Annotated in this window: 21 protein-coding genes and 1 pseudogene; 10 read left to right on the forward strand and 12 right to left on the reverse strand. The window is 64.4% G+C overall.

The genetic code is table 11. The features are described from left to right. Positions 1-4 precede the first annotated feature (4 nt). Positions 5-1,411 (reverse strand): MFS transporter, encoded by a 1,407-nt coding sequence (locus tag J2S97_RS03630; RefSeq protein ID WP_307046691.1) that lies wholly within the window; start codon positions 1,409-1,411, stop codon positions 5-7. A 196-nt stretch (positions 1,412-1,607) separates the two neighbouring features. Here J2S97_RS03630 and J2S97_RS03635 point away from each other — a divergent pair, with 196 nt between their 5' ends. The 4 genes and pseudogenes from J2S97_RS03635 to J2S97_RS03650 form a co-directional block, all read left to right on the forward strand. After that, positions 1,608-2,486 (forward strand): helix-turn-helix transcriptional regulator, encoded by an 879-nt coding sequence (locus tag J2S97_RS03635; protein ID WP_307046693.1) that lies wholly within the window; start codon positions 1,608-1,610, stop codon positions 2,484-2,486. A gap of 28 nt (positions 2,487-2,514) precedes the next feature. Then, on the forward strand, positions 2,515-3,291 hold the full coding sequence (locus J2S97_RS03640; protein ID WP_307046695.1) for an SDR family oxidoreductase: 777 nt from the start codon (positions 2,515-2,517) through the stop codon (positions 3,289-3,291). A gap of 226 nt (positions 3,292-3,517) precedes the next feature. Further along, a complete protein-coding gene (locus J2S97_RS23950) occupies positions 3,518-3,778 on the forward strand; it encodes a hypothetical protein (protein ID WP_373460491.1) in 261 nt (86 codons plus the stop codon). Between the two features lie 137 nt (positions 3,779-3,915). Next, positions 3,916-4,704: pseudogene (locus tag J2S97_RS03650) on the forward strand (amylo-alpha-1,6-glucosidase); the annotation flags it as partial. 46 nt (positions 4,705-4,750) lie between these two features. Here the strand turns inward: J2S97_RS03650 and J2S97_RS03655 are convergent. Next, a complete protein-coding gene (locus J2S97_RS03655) occupies positions 4,751-5,458 on the reverse strand; it encodes a TetR/AcrR family transcriptional regulator (RefSeq protein ID WP_307046697.1) in 708 nt (235 codons plus the stop codon). Between the two features lie 105 nt (positions 5,459-5,563). Here J2S97_RS03655 and J2S97_RS03660 point away from each other — a divergent pair, with 105 nt between their 5' ends. Then, positions 5,564-6,598 (forward strand): NAD(P)-dependent alcohol dehydrogenase, encoded by a 1,035-nt coding sequence (locus J2S97_RS03660; protein WP_307046699.1) that lies wholly within the window; start codon positions 5,564-5,566, stop codon positions 6,596-6,598. 263 nt (positions 6,599-6,861) lie between these two features. On the opposite strand, the gene J2S97_RS03665 is transcribed toward J2S97_RS03660, so the two are convergent. Together J2S97_RS03665 and J2S97_RS03670 are read right to left on the reverse strand one after the other, a co-directional pair. Beyond that, a complete protein-coding gene (locus J2S97_RS03665; RefSeq protein ID WP_307046701.1) occupies positions 6,862-7,263 on the reverse strand; it encodes a RidA family protein in 402 nt (133 codons plus the stop codon). Between the two features lie 66 nt (positions 7,264-7,329). Then, positions 7,330-7,713 carry a MarR family winged helix-turn-helix transcriptional regulator gene (locus J2S97_RS03670; RefSeq protein ID WP_307046702.1) on the reverse strand — a complete coding sequence of 128 codons (384 nt, stop codon included), beginning with the start codon at positions 7,711-7,713 and terminating at the stop codon, positions 7,330-7,332. Positions 7,714-7,797: 84 nt separating this feature from the next. On the opposite strand from J2S97_RS03670, the gene J2S97_RS03675 reads away from it, so the two are divergent. Further along, a complete protein-coding gene (locus J2S97_RS03675; RefSeq protein ID WP_307046705.1) occupies positions 7,798-9,297 on the forward strand; it encodes an MFS transporter in 1,500 nt (499 codons plus the stop codon). Here the strand turns inward: J2S97_RS03675 and J2S97_RS03680 are convergent. From J2S97_RS03680 to J2S97_RS03710, 7 genes are all read right to left on the reverse strand, one after another. Next, positions 9,294-10,802 (reverse strand): glycoside hydrolase family 32 protein, encoded by a 1,509-nt coding sequence (locus tag J2S97_RS03680; protein WP_307046707.1) that lies wholly within the window; start codon positions 10,800-10,802, stop codon positions 9,294-9,296. The genes J2S97_RS03675 and J2S97_RS03680 overlap by 4 nt on opposite strands. 100 nt (positions 10,803-10,902) lie before the next feature. Next, positions 10,903-12,510, reverse strand: coding sequence for an ABC transporter substrate-binding protein (locus J2S97_RS03685; RefSeq protein ID WP_307046709.1), 1,608 nt, complete (start codon positions 12,508-12,510; stop codon positions 10,903-10,905). A 75-nt stretch (positions 12,511-12,585) separates the two neighbouring features. Next, positions 12,586-13,554: a carbohydrate ABC transporter permease gene (locus J2S97_RS03690; RefSeq protein ID WP_307046711.1), complete on the reverse strand. Its 969-nt coding sequence runs from the start codon at positions 13,552-13,554 to the stop codon at positions 12,586-12,588. Between the two features lie 7 nt (positions 13,555-13,561). Then, positions 13,562-14,536 (reverse strand): ABC transporter permease, encoded by a 975-nt coding sequence (locus J2S97_RS03695; protein WP_307046713.1) that lies wholly within the window; start codon positions 14,534-14,536, stop codon positions 13,562-13,564. Continuing rightward, the gene (locus J2S97_RS03700; protein ID WP_307046715.1) at positions 14,533-15,576 is read right to left on the reverse strand and encodes a LacI family DNA-binding transcriptional regulator; all 1,044 of its coding nucleotides are present in this window, start codon (positions 15,574-15,576) and stop codon (positions 14,533-14,535) included. Before J2S97_RS03700 ends, J2S97_RS03695 begins: the two co-directional genes overlap by 4 nt. A 277-nt stretch (positions 15,577-15,853) precedes the next feature. Beyond that, positions 15,854-16,258, reverse strand: coding sequence for a hypothetical protein (locus J2S97_RS03705; protein ID WP_307046717.1), 405 nt, complete (start codon positions 16,256-16,258; stop codon positions 15,854-15,856). A gap of 59 nt (positions 16,259-16,317) precedes the next feature. Then, positions 16,318-17,310, reverse strand: coding sequence for an AraC family transcriptional regulator (locus J2S97_RS03710; protein WP_307046719.1), 993 nt, complete (start codon positions 17,308-17,310; stop codon positions 16,318-16,320). An 81-nt stretch (positions 17,311-17,391) separates the two neighbouring features. Here J2S97_RS03710 and J2S97_RS03715 point away from each other — a divergent pair, with 81 nt between their 5' ends. Together J2S97_RS03715 and J2S97_RS03720 are read left to right on the forward strand one after the other, a co-directional pair. Then, the gene (locus J2S97_RS03715; RefSeq protein WP_307046720.1) at positions 17,392-17,604 is read left to right on the forward strand and encodes a hypothetical protein; all 213 of its coding nucleotides are present in this window, start codon (positions 17,392-17,394) and stop codon (positions 17,602-17,604) included. Further along, positions 17,601-18,083, forward strand: a complete 483-nt coding sequence (locus J2S97_RS03720; RefSeq protein ID WP_307046723.1) for an anthrone oxygenase family protein — start codon at positions 17,601-17,603, stop codon at positions 18,081-18,083. The genes J2S97_RS03715 and J2S97_RS03720 overlap by 4 nt, the downstream gene beginning before the upstream one ends. Before the next feature lie 103 nt (positions 18,084-18,186). Here the strand turns inward: J2S97_RS03720 and J2S97_RS03725 are convergent, their stop codons facing one another. Continuing rightward, entirely contained in the window at positions 18,187-18,453 is a 267-nt protein-coding gene (locus J2S97_RS03725) for a hypothetical protein (protein WP_307046725.1), read from the reverse strand. A gap of 525 nt (positions 18,454-18,978) precedes the next feature. On the opposite strand from J2S97_RS03725, the gene J2S97_RS03730 reads away from it, so the two are divergent. After that, positions 18,979-20,163 carry a carboxylate-amine ligase gene (locus J2S97_RS03730; protein ID WP_307046727.1) on the forward strand — a complete coding sequence of 395 codons (1,185 nt, stop codon included), beginning with the start codon at positions 18,979-18,981 and terminating at the stop codon, positions 20,161-20,163. Positions 20,164-20,241: 78 nt separating this feature from the next. After that, on the forward strand, positions 20,242-21,060 hold the full coding sequence (locus tag J2S97_RS03735) for a pyruvate, water dikinase regulatory protein (protein ID WP_307046729.1): 819 nt from the start codon (positions 20,242-20,244) through the stop codon (positions 21,058-21,060). The last annotated feature ends 76 nt before the right edge of the window (positions 21,061-21,136 follow it).

Consider the following 21,136-nt stretch of genomic DNA (forward strand, 5'->3'; position numbering starts at 1 on the left):
CCTGTCAGGGCATGGCTCGGGAATTGCGGCGTACGACGCGTTCGGCGGGAACGATGAGCACTAGTGTCACGAGCAATGCGGTTGCCAGCATGATCGATCCGCCGGTATAGGCCACGGCGACGGTCCCGGCGAGTGAGCCCGCTTTGGCTGAGACCGCGACCAGGACACCGACGCCGAGGGCGCTTCCGAGCTGGTGTGAGGTGTTGACCAGTCCGGAGGCGGCGCCGGCGTCGTTGGCGCTAGCTCCTGCGATACCGGCAGAGGTGAGCGGGGCGAAGGCGAGCCCCTGGCCGACGCCGATCAGCACCATCGGGAGTGCGACGCCGGTGAGGTACGGGGTATCGGCGGTGATGGTGCTGAGCCAGGTCATGCCGGCCAGGGTCAGGGCGAGCCCGGCCGCCAGCAGGGGCGCGTTGCCGAAGCGCTGCGTGAGCCGCGGGACGGCCAGTGCAACGAAGAAGTTCACAACCGTCATGGGGAAGAAGGCCACGCCGGCCTGTAAGGGGTTGAAGCCGTAGACACCCTGCAGGAACTGCGTGGTGAAGAAGAAGAAACCGATCATGGTGCCGGCGAAGAGAAGCCGTGCAGCGTAGGCGCCGGCCCGTTCCCGGCTGGCGAACAGGTGCAGCGGCATGATGGGCTGCTTCGCTTTGCGTTCGTTCATGACCAGCAGGGACAGCAGCACCGCGGCAGCGGCGAGGGCAGTGATGGTTTCCGGGGCGGCCCAGCCGGCATCGGTGGAGTTGACGATGGCGAAGACGAGCGCCCCCATGCCCAGTGTGGAGCACAGGGCGCCGAGGACGTCGAACCGCCCCGTGGCCCCCGGGGACTCCGGGATTACCCGGATGGCCGCGATGATCATGGCGGCGCCGATGGGCACGTTGACGAAGAAGCCGGCGCGCCACGAGACCCATTCGGCCAGGGCGCCTCCGACAACCAGCCCGAGGCTGGCGCCGATTCCGGCAACGGCGCCGTAGGCTGCAACGGCGCGGGTCCGTTCCCGGCCGGCGGCAAACGTCGCCGTCAGCAGCGACAGCGAGGAGGGCGCGACGACGGCCGCGCCAACTCCCTGGAGCGCACGGGCAGCTATCAGCCATACATCATCGGGGGCAAGCCCGATCAGGAGGGATGCGAAGGCGAACACGGTTAGGCCGACGATGAACACCCTGCGCCGGCCCAGGATGTCGCCGAGGCGTGCGCCAAGCAGCAACAGGCCGCCGAACACCAGCGTGTAGGCGTTCTGCACCCAGGACAGCCCCGTGGTTGACAGTCCCAGCTCCGCCTGGAGCCTGGGCAGGCCGGTGAAGATGATCGAGTTGTCCAAAATGATCATGAAATAGGCGACGAGTATGATCGCCAGGATCGCCGTGGGACGGACCCGGGTGGGCGGTACGGCGGTGATGGTGTTCACGAATGTCCTTCGTACTTGGCGTATCGGCGGTAGCTGTTCGCTGGCCCTGCTTTATCAAGCTGACCACCCCGGAAGAAGCCGCGGGAGTGCCTGCTGTTCCATGTACCGGCAGACCACCCTTCAGCGGCGGGCATGACAAGGAAAGGTGTACTGTCAGGCCCTCCCACCGCTGCTTCGGCGGCCGTAGCCTGAAAACATGGAGAGTCGAAAAGATGTGAGTGAGTTCCTGCGTTCCCGCCGGGCAAAAGTTACCCCCGAGCAGGTGAATCTGGTCGTCGGCGGCAACCGGCGCGTGCCGGGGCTGCGGCGGGAAGAGGTGGCGACCCTGGCCTCCGTCAGCGTCGACTACTATGCCCGGCTCGAACGCGGACACCTCACCGGCGTCTCGGATGAAGTGCTTGCATCCATCGCCCACGCGCTGCGGCTGGACGAAGCCGAAACGGCACATCTCTTTGCCCTCGCCCGCGCAGCCCAGCCGGGACCCGCCCGCCGCAAACGGGCAGCCAAGCCGCAGGAGCTGCGCCCCAGCCTGCAACGGTTTATGGAGGCCGTCACCGGCGCCCCGACCTGGGTGCGCAACGAACGGATGGACTTCATCGCCGCTAATGCGCTGGGCCGCGCCCTCTATGCACCGGTCCTCGCCGACCACGTTCAACCGGCCAACACTGCCCGGTTCATGTTCCTCAACCCCGAAGCACCCACCTTCTTCCCGGACTGGGAACAGAACGCCAACGACGTCGTCGCCGTCCTGCGCGGCTATGCCGGCCGGACGCCACATGACCGCAGCCTCTCGGATCTGATCGGGGAGCTCGCAACACGCAGCGAGGAATTCCGTACTCGTTGGGCCGCCCACAACGTCCGCTTCCACCGAACTGGCCTCAAGCGCATCCACCACCCCGTCGTCGGAGACCTCGAACTGAGCTACGAAGCGATGGAACTGCCGGCCAATCCCGGGTGGACAATGTTCGCTTACACGGCCGAACCCGGCTCAGCCAGCGAAGAACGCCTGAAACTGCTCGCCAGCTGGGCCGCGACCACCACCAGCGAACTCCCCGCGACGGCGGCACTGGACTGACGCGCTGATACCCCGGATTAGGAGACAGATGGACAAGAAAAACAATCCCGGCACCGTACTCGTCGTCGGCGCGACCGGCAGCGTCGGACGCCACGTCGTGGCCGAAGCGGTACGGCAGGGTTACGGGACGAGGGCCCTCGTGCGCGACCCATCGCGGGCAGGCCGGCTCGACCCCGCCGCACTGAAGGTTGTGGGCGAGCTGACCCGGGCCGAGACCCTCGCCGACGCCGTCGCCGGCGTGGATGCGGTCGTGTTCACCCAGGGCTCCTCGTACGGTGACGCTGCAGCGGCAGAAGCAGTCGACTACGGAGCCGTGAAGAACGTGCTCCAGGCGCTCGGCGGCCGCCGCGTGCGCATCGCGCTGATGACAGCCATCGGTGTCACCCGGCGCGGCAGCACCCACGACTGGAAGCGGCGCAGCGAACGCCTCGTCCGTGCCAGCGGCAACGCCTACACGATCGTCCGTCCCGGCTGGTTCGACTATAACGACGACGACCAGTTGGTAGTCACGCCGCTGCAGGGTGACACCCGTCACGCTGGAAGCCCTGCGGACGGCGTCATCGCCCGTCACCAGATCGCCCGCGTGTTGATCGACAGCCTCGCCTCCGACGCTTCCGACCACGTGACGTTCGAACTTGTCGCCGAGCGCGGCCCGGCCCAAGATGACTTGGAGCCTGTCTTCGGAGCCTTGGACAAGGACCCGGCCGGTTCGTTCGACGGCGTCCGGGACCAGGCGAACATGCCCGCCGAAGCCGAACCCGAACGCGTGCGGCGGGACCTCGGCGCACTGACCCCTAACAGGTAATCGCAAAAGAGCGCGCTGCTGGCCCGCCAAACCTGCCACCTCAACACTGACCGCGCTGTGCCACCGCCACGAGTCAAGGTCCCGATCTGTTTCATGACCTTGAAGAACAAGACGCGGTGGACCCCTCCGGATTGAGTAAGTTCGGGGTATTGGCTTGGTTCGGTGCGGTGCTAGATTGCCGCTAGCGGGCAACGCCCGTGTTGGGGTCCGACGCCCCGAGCCAACGGTGACAGCCGCCGCCCCCGGGGCCGTACTACGGAGGCACGTCTCAAAGAGTTCCGGCGGCGCAGCGCACTTCGACAGGGGTTCCACGGATCCCGAGTATGCTGCCAACCTTCGCCGGGCCACTTTCGCGTCGAGCGTGGGCAGCGCCTTGGAGTACTACGACTTCGCTCTTTACGGACTGGCGTCCGCCCTGGTCTTCAGCAAGGTCTTCTTTTCCAACCTTGACCCCGCCACCGGCACCGTGGCCAGCTTCGGCTGGTAGCAACCATCCTGCTCATGGGCGGTGCCTCCACCCTGGTCGGTGCGCTGCCGACGTATGACCAGATTGGCATTTGGGCTCCGGCATTATTGGTCCTCATGCGCCTTCTCCAGGGGTTCGGCGTGGGTGCCGAGCAGGCAGCATACGACGCCGGTGACCTGGCCCTGGCAACGGACTACGCCGACCGGTCCGCGCAGCTGAAGAAGCAAATCAACGAGCAGTTCTGGATGCCGGATCGCGGTTACTACGCCGTCGCCCTCGACGGCAAGAAGCGCCAGGTCGACGCTTGTGCGTCCAACATGGGCCACTGCCTCGTCTATGGCCTCATTGACGAGGACAAGGCGCCGCAGGTGGTGGAGCGCCTGATGTCCCCGGAGATGTTCAGCGGCTGGGGTGTGCGGACCCTGGCGAGCGACATGGGCGCCTACAACCCGGCGGGCTACCACAACGGCTCGGTCTGGCCGCACGACAACGCGCTCATTGCGAGCGGCCTGCTGCGGTACGGCTTCATTGCCGAAGCACAACGGATCTCGACTGCTTTGTTGGAGGCGGCCGAGTACTCGGGCGGCCGGCTGCCGAAGCTGTTTTGCGGCTTCAGCCGGGACCAGATCACTGTGCCTGTGCCGTATCCCACGGCATGCTCGCCGCAGGCCTGGGCAGCGACCACGCCCATCCGGCTGGCGACGAATCTGATGCGGTACGACATCCATGTGTCCTTGGGTGGCGTATGGATGGATCCTGTTCTCCCGGAATCCTATGGAGACCTGCACATCAGCAACGCACCCTTGGCCGCCGGGAGGATCACCATCGACATAGCCAAATCCGTACCGTCCGTCCAAGGGCTGCCCGAAGGCATAGAACTACGCCAAGGCAAACGGCCATATTTGACAGAACTGGTGGAGCGGGCCGGCCTGCACCGAAAATCATGACGAGACTGGCCCTGCGCGGCCATTGCACCGGCCCGCTATCAGATGCTCAAGAGCTGTGCTGTTGACGCTCCGGGTCCGGGCCAGTTGTGGGAATTGACCGGCTGAGGCCGTCAAGAATGAGGTTCAGCCCGAACTCGAACTCGTCCCCGAAGTCGTAGCCGGGCTTGAGGACGTGTTCCCTGGCGATCTCCACCATGTGTGGGTATTCGCCGGTCGAAAAGCGCTCAACGATCGGTATCGTGATCTCGGCGGCAGTGTCCCGGCCGTCAAACGGCAGGGCGGCTTCCTGGAGGGCGAAGCCGTAGATGTAGCTGTCGAGCAGGGCGTAGGCGTGGGCTGTCAGCTGAACAGAAAGGCCCGCTGCCCTTAGCGTCCCCAGCGTTGCATCGTGGTGGCGCAGCGTGGCTGCGCCGGGGGAGGAGCGGCTTTCGAGCAGTCCCACCGCCCAGGGGTGGCGTTTGAGCGCTGATCGCATCCCGTGGGCCCTCCGGTGCATTTCCTCCCGCCAGTCGCCCGCGGGGGAGGGCAGCTCGATTTCGCCGAAAACGAGGTCCACGATGCCGTCCAGGATCTCATCCTTGTTGGCCACGTAGTAGTAGAGCGACATGGGTTTGGTTCCCATGCTCTGGGCCAGCGATCGAATCGTCAGTGCAGCGATTCCCGACTCATCGGCCAGCTGCAAGGCGCACCCGAGCACCTTCTCCCGGTTGAGCGGAAGTCGCTTCCGGGGGGCGGCCGGCGTACTGGTCGACACTGAAACTCCTTAGGTCATAGCGAATTAGTACATCGTACGATACTCTCTTTAGTACAGCGTACGAATAGGTGGGCTGCCAACTCCAAATCTTCGAAAGGAACGGCCATGACCTCTGGTCAGCAAGCTCAGGAGACCCCTCGTTCAGGCGGCCCGACGGCGGCCGAGGCCACGATGCGGGCAATCGTGCAGAAGGCCTACGGCTCCGCCGATGTCCTGCACATGGCGCAGATTCCCAAGCCGAAAATTGCAGGGGACGAAGTGCTGGTTCGGGTCCATGCAGCAGGACTGGACCGGGGGACCTGGCATGTGACCACCGGCCTGCCCTACGCGCTGCGTCTGGCCTACGGCATCCGTGCCCCTAAGAACCCTGTCCCGGGCCTGGACCTGGCCGGCACCGTAACGGCCGTCGGACCGGCAGTGACGCGGTTCGCCGTGGGGGACCCCGTCTTCGGCGTCGGGAAGGGCCCCTTCGCTGAGTACGCCGCGGCGCGCGAGACCCAACTCGCCCGCAAACCGGCGAACATCAGTTTCGAACAGGCCTCGGTGGTTCCGGTTTCCGCCTGTACCGCTCTGCAGGCGCTCCGCACCGCCGGTCCAATAGCGCCGGGACACAAGGTACTGATCCTTGGGGCCTCGGGCGGGGTCGGCAGCTACGCCGTGCAGCTTGCCAAGGCGGCAGGGGCAGTGGTCACCGGCGTCTGCAGCACCTCGAAGATGGACCTGGTACGCGACCTCGGCGCCGAGCACGTCATCGACTACACCCGGCAGGACTTCGCCGACGGGACTGATCACTACGACCTGATCCTGGACATCGCCGGGAACCCCACCCTCACATGCCTCCGCCGGGCGCTGACCAGCACCGGCACCGCCGTCATTACCGGCGGCGAGGAAGGCGGGTCCTGGACGGGCAGCATGGACCGGCAACTCCGGGCCCTTGCACTGTCCCCGTTCATCCGTCAGCGGCTGACCATGGTCTTTGGCACGGAGGGCGCTGCGGACCTCGAACACCTCGCAGGCCTCCTGGAAAAGGGCACGCTTGTCCCTGCCATTGACCGTACTTTTCCCCTGGAGCGCGTTCCGGACGCCATGCGCTATTTCGATGCCGGCAAGGCCCGCGGGAAAGTCGCGATCACCATCTAGGCCGGGCGGTCAGCTGTACCCCCCCGTTGCCGGCAGCAACGCCATCCGTTTCATGGATACCAGCTATCCCAATTGCGTGATTCCCCGATACTCCACACCGCTTGTCACAGTGAGGAAAAGCACTTTCGGCGTCTGAACGGCGCCGATTTGGCTGGAGACCCTCGAAGCCATCGCGCTGTCCCTGGTCGGCGTCGGAATCGCCGACGCACAGCACGCTCGCAGCCACCGCATTCTTCGCACTCGTAAGGGTGACGGCAGGACCTTCATCGCTGCACGGCGGCGACAGCGCTGATCTCGACGAGCGCGCCGGGCACGCCCAGCCCAGCGACTCGCGCCCCGGTCACCAGAGCGGGTTCATCGGACGCGAGTTCCGGGGCGATCGCTCCGTACGCCGCTGCAAGGTCGACGCCGTCGACGAAGAACACCGTCCATTGCACGACGTCGCCGAATGTCGCGCCGGCCGCGGCGAGCGCGGTCCTCGCGTTCTCGAGGGCGCGGGCGGACTGTACGGCCACGTCGCCCTCTCCGATGAGTGAGCCGTTGACGTCGACGGCGTTCTGACCGCCGACGTAGATGGTGGTCGCGCCGGGCGGCACGATGGCGACGTGGCTGAAGGCCGGGCTGGAGATGAGCCCTTGGGGGCGGATGCGCTGGATGGGTGCCATGCCTGTATGGTCTCACTGACCGCCGACGGAGGGGAGGCCCCGGCCCACTCGCGGCAAGCCTGAAATCTATTCTTTGGGCAAGTTTTCCCTGAGCAGGGCGCGGTGTTCGATGGCAGCCTGCCTGTGAAGAGCGCGGCCGGCGTCGGTGAGTTCCAGGAACAGTGAGCGCCGGTCATCTTCGCAGGACTGCCGGGAAATGAGTCCGGCTTTGTCGAGCCGGTCCACCACCTTGGACATGGCGCTCTGGGTCATCGGCGTGCGCTCACCGAGTTGCTTCATCCGGCATGCCGCGTCGGTGCTGTCGGCCACGAGGTCCAGGATTTCAAACTCCGTCAGGCCGATGCCGAACTTCGCCTCCAGCGCACGCTCCAGCGCCCCCGCGGTGTGAAAGTACGTGGTCTGAATGCTGCGCCAATGCTCAACCAGCTGGCGGTCCTGCGGTGTTGCCATGCAGCGATTCTAGTTCATGACGCCTTCAAAGTCGACGTCATAATATTCCTTGTCATTCAATGACACGTCATATATGTTGTTGCCATGACTTCAACTTCCACCCTTGAAAGATCTGCCGGAGACCGGCTTTCCGCCGTACGTTGGAGCCGTGCGCAGTGGATGCTCCTCCTGGTCGTGTCCACCGTCCTGGCACTCGACGCGCTTGACGTATCAATGGTCGGCGTGGCGCTCCCGTCGATCGGCACCGAACTTCATCTCGGAACCGAAGCCCTCCAGTGGATCGTCTCCGCCTACGTACTCGGCTATGGAAGCCTGCTCCTGTTGGGCGGACGAATGGCGGACCTGCTCGGCCGGCGGCGGATCTTCCTGATCGCGCTCAGTGTCTTCGCCGCCGCCTCCCTGCTCGGCGGGCTGGTGGATGACCCGGCCCTCCTCATTGCCACGCGGTTCGTCAAGGGACTGGCCGCTGCGTTCACGGCCCCCGCCGGCTTCTCGATCATTACCACCAACTTCGCCGAAGGCCGCGAACGCAACCGCGCCCTGTCCATCTTCACTACGTTCGGCGCCAGCGGCTTCTCTCTCGGTCTGGTCGTAGGAGGCCTCATGACTGCCCTGAGCTGGCGTTGGACCTTCCTGGTCTCGGTACCGGTGGCGGTCGCCGTCGTAATTCTTGGCCTGAAGTACATCCCCAGAGACAGTGCCGCAGGCAGGGATCAGGACAGCGGACATGACGTCTGGGGCGCCGTCACGCTCGCGGCCGGCATGCTGGGGCTGGTGTACACGCTGGTTTCGGCACCCGGGAACGGCTGGGGATCTGTGGCAACTATCGCCGGATTCGTCGCATCCGCCCTGGTGCTGGCAGCGTTCGCCGTGATCGAAAACCGCGTCAAACACCCCTTGATCCGGTTCAGCATCCTCAAGGAAGGCTGGGTTGCCCGGGCCAACCTCAGTGCCGTGGGGCTGTTCGGCTCGTATCTGAGCTTCCAGTTCATCCTGACGCTCTACCTGCAGTCAGTGCTGGGATGGAGTCCCCTCGGCATGGCCCTGGCACTGCTCCCGACCGGGCTGCTGGTTGCGTCGAGCGCACCATTCGCGGACCGGTTCATCGAGAGATTCGGTGCCCCTCGGCTGATCCTGACGGGACTGGCGTCATTGACGCTCGGGTACGTGCTGTTCCTTCGCGTGGGCACCTCGCCCGACTACGTGACCGACATTCTGCCGTCAGTCCTGCTGCTGGGCGTCGGGTTCGCCCTGGCCTTTCCGTCCATCAACGTCCAAGCCACTGCAGGCATCCGGAATGCCGAGCAAGGTCTGGCGGCCGGCCTGATCCAGACCAGCACACAAGTAGGTGCAGCCCTGGTGCTGGCCATCACCACGGCGATGGTGAGTGGTCACGGCAACGCGCCCGACGCCGGTGCCGCCGTCGATGCGGCCGCGATGCTGGAACAGTACCGCCCTGGCCTGGTCCTGAGCGCAGCGGTTGCCGTGGCTGCCCTCTTGATCGCTGCGACGCCCAAGTTTTCGCCGGGCACGAGGCGTCGGCTGGGGGTTGCAAGCGACGGGCGTGGCTCCCCGCTGACTTAGGCGTATTGGGTGACGTGCAGGCTGGTGATCGTTGCGGTGCCACCGCTGGCGTAGACGGCTAGGCCGGTGCTGGTGGGAGCAGGGAAGATCAGTTCCGTCATCGTGACCTGGCCGTCTTGGGCGAAGACTTCAACGGAGCAATGGTCAACGTAAATGCTGAGCTCGTAGGAACCGTCCCGGGTCCTGATAGGGGCGGTGTCGATGGAGGCGAAAGTTTCGTGGAAGTCAGTCTGCCCGGAATCGCGGCGGTCAACAATGAGAGCGCCCTGGGTTGGTCTGATGCCGATGCGGGTCCCCTGGTCTCCGTTTCCGCGGACGATAAGTCCGAATTCCGTGGCGCTTCCGGGCGCCAGGGTGATGTCGATGCGTTGGACGCTGCCCGCTGCCCCATCCAGGATGCGGGTGCCGTCGGAGATTTCGGTGTCCGCAAGGCTGAACGTTCGGGCCGGGCCGGAAAGTGAGGCGAAGTCTCCGGCGGCCCTTTGGATAAGGCGTGGTTTTCCGTCGATGGTGTGGAGGGATACTTCGCGGGCCAGGGTCATGGGGCTGCGCCAGGGGGAGGTGGGGATGTGGTTGGCGTACTCCCAGTTGTTCATCCACGCGATCATGAGCCGGCGGCCGCCGGGGGCGTCGCTGAAGGAGACGGCGGCGTAGTAGTCTCGGCCCCAGTCCAGCCACTGGTACTCGCCCAACCGGTCCGGGTCCTGGAGGCCTTCGGTGACGGTGGTGGCTGAGGTGAACGTGGTTCCGTCGAAGTCTCCGACGAAGTACTGTCCCGCAGATCCGTTGTTCGGGCCGCCGGGGTTGAGGTTTACGGTGAGGACCCATCGAAGGGTGTTCGGGTCACCGTCGACGGGGAGCGGGAAGAGGTCAGGGCATTCCCAGACACCCCCGGTGGCGTTGGCCGGGCCGAAGGCACTCAGCAGCTCCCAGTTCTTGAGGTCGTAGGACTTGTAGAGCACCGCCTGGAAGTCCGTGGCTTCCACCGCGACCATGACCCAGTAGCTGCCGGCGTCTCCGGTGTAGCGGATGACTTTGGGGTCGCGGAACTCGGCGGATCCGCGGTTCAGTACTGGATTGGCAGTGTGTTTGGTCCACGTGTAGCCGCCGTCCCTGCTGTAGGCGAGGGACTGGGCCTGGAGGCCACTGTGTGCGGAGCCGGATTTGAAGGCGCTGGTGTAGACGGCAACCAGGGGCGGAGCCGAGTCGGTTCCAAAGCCGCTGGTGTTTTCCCGGTCGAACACGATGCTGCCGGAGAAGATGTCCTCGTCCTCGTCGCAGGCGATGGCGACAGCGTGTTCGGTCCAAGTGATCAGGTCCGGGGAGGTGGCGTGGCCCCAGGACATGTTTCCCCAGACATTGTCCAGGGGGTTGTTCTGGTAATAGAGGTGGAACACGCCCTCATGGAAGATCAGGCCGTTGGGATCATTGAGCCAAGTGCTCCGGGCGGCGTAGTGCAGGGCCGGCCGGAAGGTCTCGGCCGTGGTGGCGGTCGCGGCAGTCATGAAGGGCGTCTCGTTTCTGTGCAGGTCTGGGAGAGAACCCTGGCAAAGGGTTCCCTGAGGGGGTGGGCCGGCGCACGCCGGCCCACCCGGCAGGTCAGAGCTAGGAGTTCTTCTGGTAGCGGTCGTAGGCCTGCTGGTAGACCTCAATCATTTTGTCGACGCCGATGTTTTTGAGCTGGGAGACGTAGCCGTCCCATTCCTGCTCGATGCCGCCGGAGACAATCCATTTGGCGATGTTCTGCTTCACCAGGGATGTGGTGTCGGTCTGGATGGTGCCGATCTGCTGGAGTTCCTCGTTGGACAGCGCGACCGGAGGGTAGCCGTCGTTGCCGGCGAAGGGTTTGTAAATTTCGTTGACGGACTTCTGGCGTACAGCGGCGCGCGGCTCGGGTGCGACGACGGTCGTGAAGCTCTCGGCCGTGTTGGCCTTCGGCCCGCCCGGGGCGACCTTCTGGCGGCGTTCGCCTTCGCTGGTTCCGGCCGGGGCCGGGATCTGGGTCAGCAGGCCGCTGGCGTCCTTCTGCAGGGTTTCACCGATCGGTCCCCAGTTGGCCTGGGCGGACTGGATGGGGTCATAGAGATTGTCGGCCCAGCGGATGGTCGCTGCGGGGTACTTGTTGGCCCGGGTGATGGCGAACGCGCCGCGGGCGATCTCCTGGTTGTTGGACTGGCTGGCGATCCGTTTGCCGTCCACGCCTTCAAGTACCGGCACGAGGGAGTAGTTGGCGGCGCGGTCGGCGCCGACCATTTCGGGGACTTCCCACCACACGAAGGAGCCGAGGTTTTCCGTGGCGGCTTTGCCCTTGGCCAGGTAGGCCTTGTCGTCCTGGGAGAAGGATTCGGGGTCGATCAGGCCTTCCTGGTACCACTGGTGCAGGGTCTGGATGGCCTTTTTGTAGCCGTCCTGGGTGGGCGTAAAGATGACTTTGTCGTCCTGGACGATGCGGTGGTCCATGTTGTCCGGCACTCCGCCGAGGGCGGCGATCAGGTCAACGATGTCTCCGCACCAGGAGCTGGGCATGAAGCTCAGCGGTATGGTCTTGCCGGTGCCGGAGGCGTCCTGGGTTTTGAAAGCGAGCAGGGCGTCGTGGAACTCGTCGATGGTCGTGGGCATCGGGATGTTGAGCTTCTTCAGCCAGGAGGTGTTGATGGCCAGTTCGTTGGGGAACTGGACCAGACCGAGTTCCTCGACAGAGGGCAGGGAGTAGATGTGCCCGTCCGAGGAGGTGATGGCTGCCTTGATGTCGGGTCGGGCCGAGAGCAGCTTGGAGAGATTGGGCGCGTTCTTCTCGATCAGGCCCTCCAGCGGGATGAGGGTGCCGCTGGCGGAGTAGGTGGCGATCTCGGCGTCGGTCAGGCCTGTGTTGAAGAAAGCGTCGGGCAGGTCGCCGCTGGCCAGGATGAGGTTCTTCTTTTCCTGGAAGACCGTCTCGGGCAGGTTCTCCCAGTTGACGTGGATGTTGGTGGCCTTTTCCCATTCCTTCACCACGGTCATGGTGTTGTAGTCCGGGGCCAGGGCGGACTTGGTCCCGGAGAATGTCAGGTCGAGTTGCTTGCTGACGATCGGGAAGCCTGTTTCCTGGAAGCCGAAATCGGCGGAGGCGTCCTTGATCTCCGTGGAGCCGGACTTGCCGCCGGAGCAGCCGGTGAACGTCAATGTTCCGGCCAGGACGGCGCCGAGGACGGCGTATTTACGGCTAAATGCCATGGTCATTCCTATTCTGAGGTGGGATTGCTGCCGTCCGATGGCGGTTGCCCGGACGGTCGATGGGGGGAGGATCGTCTATTTGACGGCGCCGATCATGGCGCCCTTGGTGAAGTGCTTCTGCATGAAGGGCAGGGCAATCATGAGTGGCAGGCTCGAGACGACGATCATGGCGTACTTGGTGAGCTCTGCGATCCGTTGCGCGGCGGCATAGGATTCGATGTCTCCGCCGGTGGTGCCGGACGATGAGACGTCTGACTGGATGAGGATGTTGCGCAGGACGAGCTGCAGCGGGTATTTGGAGTCGTCGTTCAGGAAGATCAGGGCGTCGAAGAACGAGTTCCAGTGCGCCACGACGTGGACCATGATCATGAGCATGATCAGCGGTTTGGACAGCGGCAGCACCATCTTGAGGAAGAAGGTGAAATCGTTGGCTCCGTCCATCTGGGCCGCTTCACGCAGTTCGTTCGGGACGGTGTGCTCGAAAAATGAGCGGGCGATGATCAGGTTCCACACCCCGACCGCCCCCGGCAGGACCACGGCCCAGACGGTGTCCAGCATCCCTAGGTCGCGGACCACCAGGTATTTGGTGATGAGTCCGCCGTCGAAAAACATGGTGATCACGAACAGGAGCATCAGGATCTTGCGTCCGGGCATGTCTTTGCGGGACAGCGCATAGGCACCGCACAGGATGGTGCTGACGCTGATGGCAGTGCCGAGGACGGTGTAGACGACGGTGTTGCCCAGGCCGTTCCAGATCCGGCTGTCGGCAAAAATCCGCTCGTAGCCTTCAGTGGTTACCCCGGAGGGGAACAGCCAGACCTTGCCTTCGTAGACGGCGTTGGGGTCGCTGATGGAAGCGATCACGATGAAGTACAGCGGGTACACCACGGCCAGGATGGACAGCAGCAGGACAGCGGTTGCGGCGATGTTGAAGACGCGGTCACCGTACCTGTCCCTAAGAGTCGGCTTGGGGCGGGGGCGGCCGCCCTGGCTGACGGGCCGGGGCGGGTTGTCGATAGTGCGGGGGTTGGTTATCAATGACATTTCGGCATCACCACAGGGTCGCTTGGTTGGCCCGGCGCGCCACCGTGTTGAAAAAGAGCAGCAGCGCCAGGTTGAGGAGGGAGTTGAAGAGGCCGATGGCGGCCGAGTAGCTGAACTGCGCCTGCTGAAGGCCCGCGTGGTAGACGTAGGTCTGGATGATCTCCGAGGATGAGAGGTTCAGCGGCGTCTGCATCAGCAGCGCCTTCTCGAATCCGACATTGAGCAGGTTGCCGATAGCCAAAATGAACAGCACCGTGACCACCGGCATGATGCCCGGCAGGTCGATGTGCCGGATACGTTGGAGCTTCGAGGCGCCGTCAACCTTAGCCGCGTCATGCAGCGCAGGGTCGATGGCGGCAAGGGCAGCCAGATACACGATCATGGAGAACCCGGCGTTCTGCCAGACATCCGAGATCACATAGATGGGACGGAACCACTCCGCCGAGCCCATGAAAAAGACGGGCTCGCCGCCAGCCAACTGGATCGCGTTGTTCACCAGCCCCGATCTGGGAGAGAGAACCACGAACATGATGCCGACCACCACGACGGTGGAGATGAAAGCCGGCGAGTAGAGCACCGTCTGGGTGAACTTCTTGAACCTCTCGCTCTGGAGCTGATTGACCAGCAACGCCAGGATGATCGGGATCGGGAAGGCCACCAGCAGGCCCAGGATCGCGATCCACAAGGTGTTACCGACGACTTGGCCGAACTGGTAGGAGTTCACGAACCTGATGAAGTGGGTTAGGCCCACCCACGGGCTGTCCGTGAACCCGTCCACGGGGTTGTAGTTCTTGAAGGCGATCTGCACGCCGTACATCGGCCAGTACTTGAAGACCAGAATGTAGACGATCGCCGGCGCGAGTAATACGTATAACTGCCACGCCCGAGAAAGTCTCTTCATGCGGAGCGAAAGAGAAATTTTTCGGTGCGGCAACGGTGCCGCCGACGGACGCCCGCGTCGGGCCGGGATGGTGCGGCTCATGGCATCTCCTTAGGGTGGGTCACTGATTTGCGTTCAACGAGAGGGCAGTCCATCAGCTCGACCCGGCCACCGGGTTCCGCATCTTGGAGGATCAGTTCAACCGCACGCCGGCCCATGGCGACGAACGGCAAGTCGAGGGTGGTCAGACCCGGGCGAAGGTGAGGCGCCAGGATCGCTTGGTTGTCGAAACCCACGATGGATATATCCTCCGGGATTGATAGCCGCAGGTCAGACACCGCCTGGTAGGCACCCCAAGCACCGCGGTCGTTCGCACAGAAAATCGCAGTTGGTGGCGTGGCGGCAGTCAGCAGCTCCATGGCATACCGGTAGCCGTCTTCCTCGCCGCCCCCGCCGAAGCGGACCAGGACGGGGTCCACTTCCAGACCCGCCTCCTCAAGGGCCGCAATATAGCCCTCGTATCGGCCGACGGCAGCAGGCAGTCCGCTTTCGAGGGTCTCGATATTGATCAGCCCTATTCGGCTGTGCCCTGCATCCAGCAGCCGGCGTGTAGCGGTGTAACCGCCCTTCACTTCGTCGGGAGCAACGCTGGGGAGGCGGCCGGCACGGTCCTGGGAGTTCAGCACCACGGCGCGGACACCGTTCAGGGCCTCCGGAACGTCAAGCCGCTTGTGATACATGGCGGCGTAGACGACGCCTGCAACCTTGTAGGAGAGCATGGCGTCCAGGGAGGCGGCCTCGAGTTCCCTGTCTCCGCCTGTGTTCACCGTGAGCAGGAGGAGTCCGTCCTCCCATGCCCGCTGCTGCGCGCCTTCAATGATGGCGCCGGCAAAAGGGGAGGTGGCCACGGAATCGCCGATGAACCCGATCATGCCGGCCACGCCCTCGCGGAGAACCTTGGCGTGGGCGTTGGTGCGATAGCCGAGCCGGTTCACAGCGTCCTGAACGCGCTTCCGGGTATCCTCGGAGAAACGGGAGCCGGAGGCTGAGTTCAGCACCAAGGACACGGTGGCCTGTGAAACACCGGCAGCAGCGGCGACGTCATGCATTGTCGGTCCTGACTTCGGCCGTGATCCAGCCATGGGCACCTCCTCGGGCCTAAAACGTTCGATGGGTTATTCGTATAACTGGGTCAACTGTAGCGGGCATCACATCGAGCGTCAACACCGCGTGGGGGTCCGCCAGGCAGGGCCTGGCTTCCCGTGCCATCGGCGCGCCCGCCCAGACGAGGACGACGGCGATAATCGCCCAGAGCGCGCGGCGTCCCAGCGGTGTTGAGGCAAAGTCCTCAACTAACGTCAAAGACCCCGCCTTCGAGGGGAAACTGAGCAGTTCGGCCCGGAGTTTGACCGCGTCGACCTAACCAGACAGGGCGGGATGACTGCCCGGCGCTGTCTTCCGGACCAGGCCCTGGAGCGGGCCGTGGACCGTGTCCTTGACCCTCAGATGGGTGATCCCGGTGTAGTCCGTAAGTGTGAAAGCGCGCTCGACCTGGAGCAGTCCCAGCGGCAGGCGGCCGGTCCAGGTCATGAGTTGTCCGGGGATCTGACAGACCCGAAGGCTGAATGTCCTCTTGCCGCCGTCCCGGGTCCGGACCCGGATTCGTCGGCCGTGGCCCACCTCGCCGATGACTTCTGGGATCCCGGAATCCCAGACCGGGTAGTTTCCGGCATCGGTGATGAATCTCCGTGACCGTACGTAGGCACTTGCGCTGAAGGTCGGCAGGGACTGTTTGCCACTACCTACATGAAGCCTGAGCGTCATATGCCGGATGTCCCCGGCCCCGTTCCCTGGAGCCGGGGATATTGGGGATACTCTTCGAATTAAGGCGATTCTCGCGGATGTGATGAGGTCAACGGGCTGTCCGTGTCGGCGCCGGAGCCGTGTACGGACCGCCGGTAGCCCGTGGGGCTTATGCCGTAGACCCTTGAGAAGGCGGCACTGAAGGTGAAGGCGTTGCTGTAGCCGACCTCCAGGGCGATGACTGCAGTGGTGGCTGAGCTGGAGGCCAGTCTGTCCGCGGCCAGCGCCAGGCGCCAGGCCGTGAGGTAGGCCATGGGGGGCTGCCCGACGGCGGTGTGGAACCGGGCGGCCATGGTCGCCCGGGAAACATGCCCCCGCCGAGCCAGTTCAGCGACGGTCCACGGCGCCGCCGGCTCCTCGTGCATGAGGGCCAGGGCTCCGGCAACTACGGGATCGCGGGTGCCCGCGGCCCAGCTGGAAAGTGCACCCTCGGCGCGGCGCACACTGACGCGCACCAGATGCAGCAACAGGAGGTCCAGGACCCTGTCCAGGGCGCTCTCCTGCCCCAAGTCCGTGTGGGTAAGCTCGTGTTCGAGCAGCTTCAGCAGGACCGGATCGGTCTCCTGTTCGTCGAAGACAGCCAGGGCAGGCAGGGCTGCTGTAACCAGCTGGCCGGCCGCTGCCGCCGTTTGGTAAGTACCAATTAGCAGGACTGTTTCCCCGTCCGGGCTATTGCCCCAGGTCCGCACACCCTGGGACATGGTGAGCTCCAGGTGGTCCCCTGACGGGGTGCGACAAGACTGTCCGGCGTCGATCACCACCGTGGGTAGCCGGCCCGGGGCATCCGCGACCAGGTAAGGGGCGGGGCCACGGACGGTGACCGCTTGGCCCGGGCGCAGCGACCGCGGGGCGCTTGCTTCTGTGGTGATCCAGGCCTGTCCGCGGACTGCCACGATCACGGTTAGGGCGGCCTCGTCCTGAACGTCAATGGCGAACGGCGGGTCCATCACCACCCGCAGGGTGAACGCGGACTGCGCCCGGGGCCCGGTGAGGAACTGAGTTAACGGATCCATGCTTCCTATCGTAGAGCTTGACGGATGCATTCTGGACAATAAAGCATTCATCGTCTATGACAGTACAGGCAGGCTGGTGTCATGACCTCCGAAAACCAAATCGCTCGTGTTCATGTCACCGGTGGAACCCGCCGTACCGGCTTCAGACTCGTCCGCCACCTGAGGGACCGCCACGTGGCGGTGAGGATCGGCTCCCGCCTCGCTCGCACCCCTTTTGACTGGCACGACTCCACCACCTGGAGGCCGGCCGTTGAGGGCGTGTGGGCCGCTCCGGTATCCGGCGGCATCCGGTGACCGGGTGGCTGCCGGTGATCGCCGGTACCGGTTCCGCGGTGGCGGCCGGCTTCTACCTCGCCTTCTCCGCCGTGGTCATGCCCGCCCTTCGAAGGCAGCCGGCGACGGAGGCCATCGCGACCATGGTCTCCATCAACGAGAAGGCTGTGCGGCCTCCATTCATGATCCTGTTCTTCGGCACCGCGGCGGCCTGTGGCGCCGTCGTTGTCGTTTCGGCCACCGACCCGGTGGCCCAGTCACCGTTGCGGGTCGCTGGAGCGGCAGCCTATCTGGCAGGGTGGGCATCGACGATGCTGGTGAACGTGCCGCTGAACAACCGCCTGTCCAAGAGTGGAGGCGGCCCGCCGGATCGGCAGTGGCGCAGCTTTCAACAATCCTGGATTCCGGCCAACCACGTCCGTGCCACCCTCTCGATCGCCGGTGCGGTGGGACTGTTGATCCCCATTCAGACGTTGGCTTCCTGGCCGGCCGTTCAATGAGCAGGCTCCGCGGGCCGCGCAGGACCGCGCCAACCAGATCCTCGTGATGCTGCGAGGACAGGACGCAGTTCGGCTTCGAACTGGCCCGCGGATGTCACGGCGGTCAGGCGTCCGCCCCGGCGGCGCCTTCCAGTGTTGAGGGGGCAAAGATTGCGGCGACAACATCGTCGCGGAGATAGTACTGGCGTCGTTCCAGCGGTACCAGGCTGCCGCGGACTACGTAGTAGCCGCGGCCTTCTCCGGTGCCGCCGGCGGCGGTGTCAATGGCATCCAGAATTTCCGGGCCAAGGAGCTGACCCGGGCCCCCTTCGTGAAGCGCAGCGAGGACTTCGGGCCGGAGGGAGTTGATGAGCCCCTGAATGTCTGTCATTGTCCGCATCCTTGCCGGCACCGCTGGAGCGTCGTGTGGTTCCCCCTGAGGGCGTGCCCGGGGGTGCCTTGGCCGGTTGCGTCCAGAACGATTGTATGGGCCGTCTATCCGCGGGAACAGTCCTTGATTTCGGGCAGGACGCGATATATAGGCAACGGTTGGGCGAGTGAGAATTCACCCTGCCGGCGGTCCGCTTCGGGACAGGGACGTCGTCTTCTTCATCCAGCACTGTGAAGCCGTGGCGGGCCAGGTCACAACATTCACCAGCTGAACGCATTTCGCTGGCATGAACGTTGAGTGAACACATCGGCCGCGGGAACGGGGCTGGGAGAGGCATCGTGGGCATACGCCGCACGGATGCGGTTCGGACCAGGAGCGGCGCGGTGCGTGGACAAATGCACGTAAGACCGGCCCGGCTGCGGGGGTGGCTGGCGACTGTTTTCGGAGTCCTCAGCGCAGGAAGCTTTTTTGGTGCACGCTGGCGGGTGGTCATTTGACCTTGGTTTCGTGGGCCACACTGAGCACGTGCGTACTCTTGGTGTTGAGGAAGAATTTCTGATTGTTGATCCCCGCAATGGCAGCCCGCTGCCCATAGCAGGCGAAATCCTCCACCTCCATGATTTGAGCCGTTCGGCTGAGGATCCCCCGTCGTACCCGATGCTGGCCGCTGAGCTCCAGCAGGAACAACTCGAAGTCATCACAGGACCGCACAGTCGCCTGAGCGGGCTGGCCGCCGAAATACGCGCAGGCCGCTCCTACGCAGATGCGCTGGCCCGGAAAGCAGGCGCCCGGATCTCTGCCCTCGCCACGTCCCCGCTGCCGGTCACGCCCCGGCACACCCGCAACGACCGGTACGACGCGCTTCTGGAGAAGTTCGCGTTGACGGCCCGGGAGCAGCTGACATGCGGTTACCACGTCCACGTTTCCGTCGGCTCGGATGAGGAAGGCGTCGCGATCCTGGACAGGATCCGGTCCTGGCTCCCGCCACTCATTGCGCTGAGTTCCAATTCCCCCTTCTGGAACGGCACGGACACCGGCTATTCCAGTTTCCGCACGCAGGCCTGGAACCGGTGGTCCACGGCCGGTCCGACCGACGTATTCGGCTCGGCGGACGCCTACCACTCGTTTGTGGAGCGCCTGTCCGGCACCGGGGTCGTCGCCAGTCCGGATTTTGACGCCAGGCTGTCTGCCCGACACCCAACTGTTGAGATCCGTGTGTCTGATGTGTGCCTTGATGTCCGCGACGCCACCCTCATCGCGGCGCTGGTACGGGCACTGGTGGAGACCGCGTCCAGGGAATGGGAGGCCGGACAGCCACCAGACAACGTTGCGACGGCGATCCTGCGGCAGGGAGTCTGGCTGGCTAGCCGCTTCGGTATCGAGGGGAACCTGCTCCACCCGGTAGCTCACAAGCCAGATACCGCTGGAAATGTTGTTGCCGCACTCTATGACCATGTCCGGGACTCCCTCGACCAAACCGGGGACGCAGCTTACGTGGAAGCGTCCTTGCAACGTATCCTCGACCAGGGCACCGGCGCCACCCGGCAGCGGCAGTCTTACGAACGCAACAACAGCCTCGCAGATGTGGTTGCCCACGCCACCGGCGTCACACACGAGGAAGCCGACCACCGGGACCCTCGCGGGGAACAGCTCCTCGCCAAATCAGGTACCACCAGCCGACGCTCCGACCTGGTCACCCTCTCAGGCTGATACGTCCTGAACGTGCCTTCTGGCTCGTCAGCGGCCCGGCGCTCGGATACCGGACCGCTCCTGGGGGAGAATGCGTTCATGACCAATGACGATCTTCGGCCTGTCTACTTTCTTTCGGACAGCACCGGCATCACCGCCGAAACGCTCGGCAACACCTTGTTGACGCAGTTCCCCGCAAACAATTTTGACCGCATCACGGTCCCCTTCATCACGACCGTCGAACAAGCCAGAACGGTGGTCGGCACCATCGACAAACTCGCCGTCACCGGCTTGCGGCCCATCGTCTTTTCCACCGCAGTCAGCAGCGACATCCGCCAGACGTTGGCCACGTGCCAGGGGATCATCGTGGATCTTATCGGGACGCATGTCGGACAGCTGGAGCAGGCCCTCGGCTCACCGGCCAGCGGAGAACCGGGCAGGGCCCACGGCCTGGGCAACGCGGAGCGGTACCAATCCAGGATGGCCGCCGTCGAGTACGCCATGGAGCACGACGACGGCCAAAGCCTGCGTGCGCTGGAAAAGGCCCAGGTCATCCTGGTGGCCCCGTCGCGTTGCGGAAAGACACCCACCACCATGTATCTGGCGCTGCAACACGGAATCTTCGCCGCGAACTTCCCGCTGGTGGACGAGGACTTTGAGCGGGAAGGGCTCCCCAAGCCGCTGAGGCCTTTCGTTGAGAAATGTTTCGGCCTCTCCTCCAACCCCCTTCGCCTGAGCCAGATCCGCACTGAACGGCGCCGCGGCTCACCCTATGCGTCGTTGCGGCAGTGCGGCTTCGAGCTGCGCAGCGCCGAGCAGCTGTACGTCTCCCACCGGATTCCGTATCTGAATTCGGCAACGGTGTCCGTGGAGGAAATGGCAGCGACGATACTGCAGCGCATGAACCTCAAGCATTAGGGAAAAGTTTCACAAGCTGAATGTGGCGCACATCATGTGGAAAGAGCGCCCGAGACCTGTCAGTGTGGACAGGATT

Source organism: Arthrobacter oryzae, assembly GCF_030812315.1.
Lineage (GTDB): Bacteria > Actinomycetota > Actinomycetes > Actinomycetales > Micrococcaceae > Arthrobacter > Arthrobacter oryzae_B.

What these genes read in the sequence shown, in the direction of transcription:
- J2S97_RS03640 (WP_307046695.1), top strand. Translation starts at nt 2,515, where the DNA reads ATGGACAAGAAAAACAATCCCGGCACCGTACTCGTCGTCGGCGCGACC.
- J2S97_RS03695 (WP_307046713.1), bottom strand. Translation starts at nt 14,536, where the DNA reads ATGAGCCGCACCATCCCGGCCCGACGCGGGCGTCCGTCGGCGGCACCG.
- J2S97_RS03735 (WP_307046729.1), top strand. Translation starts at nt 20,242, where the DNA reads ATGACCAATGACGATCTTCGGCCTGTCTACTTTCTTTCGGACAGCACC.
- J2S97_RS03725 (WP_307046725.1), bottom strand. Translation starts at nt 18,453, where the DNA reads ATGACAGACATTCAGGGGCTCATCAACTCCCTCCGGCCCGAAGTCCTC.
- J2S97_RS03680 (WP_307046707.1), bottom strand. Translation starts at nt 10,802, where the DNA reads ATGACTGCCGCGACCGCCACCACGGCCGAGACCTTCCGGCCGGCCCTG.
- J2S97_RS03665 (WP_307046701.1), bottom strand. Translation starts at nt 7,263, where the DNA reads ATGGCACCCATCCAGCGCATCCGCCCCCAAGGGCTCATCTCCAGCCCG.
- J2S97_RS03700 (WP_307046715.1), bottom strand. Translation starts at nt 15,576, where the DNA reads ATGGCTGGATCACGGCCGAAGTCAGGACCGACAATGCATGACGTCGCC.
- J2S97_RS03670 (WP_307046702.1), bottom strand. Translation starts at nt 7,713, where the DNA reads ATGGCAACACCGCAGGACCGCCAGCTGGTTGAGCATTGGCGCAGCATT.
- J2S97_RS03660 (WP_307046699.1), top strand. Translation starts at nt 5,564, where the DNA reads ATGACCTCTGGTCAGCAAGCTCAGGAGACCCCTCGTTCAGGCGGCCCG.
- J2S97_RS03690 (WP_307046711.1), bottom strand. Translation starts at nt 13,554, where the DNA reads ATGTCATTGATAACCAACCCCCGCACTATCGACAACCCGCCCCGGCCC.
- J2S97_RS03705 (WP_307046717.1), bottom strand. Translation starts at nt 16,258, where the DNA reads ATGACGCTCAGGCTTCATGTAGGTAGTGGCAAACAGTCCCTGCCGACC.
- J2S97_RS03685 (WP_307046709.1), bottom strand. Translation starts at nt 12,510, where the DNA reads ATGGCATTTAGCCGTAAATACGCCGTCCTCGGCGCCGTCCTGGCCGGA.
- J2S97_RS03675 (WP_307046705.1), top strand. Translation starts at nt 7,798, where the DNA reads ATGACTTCAACTTCCACCCTTGAAAGATCTGCCGGAGACCGGCTTTCC.
- J2S97_RS03635 (WP_307046693.1), top strand. Translation starts at nt 1,608, where the DNA reads ATGGAGAGTCGAAAAGATGTGAGTGAGTTCCTGCGTTCCCGCCGGGCA.
- J2S97_RS03710 (WP_307046719.1), bottom strand. Translation starts at nt 17,310, where the DNA reads ATGGATCCGTTAACTCAGTTCCTCACCGGGCCCCGGGCGCAGTCCGCG.
- J2S97_RS03715 (WP_307046720.1), top strand. Translation starts at nt 17,392, where the DNA reads ATGACCTCCGAAAACCAAATCGCTCGTGTTCATGTCACCGGTGGAACC.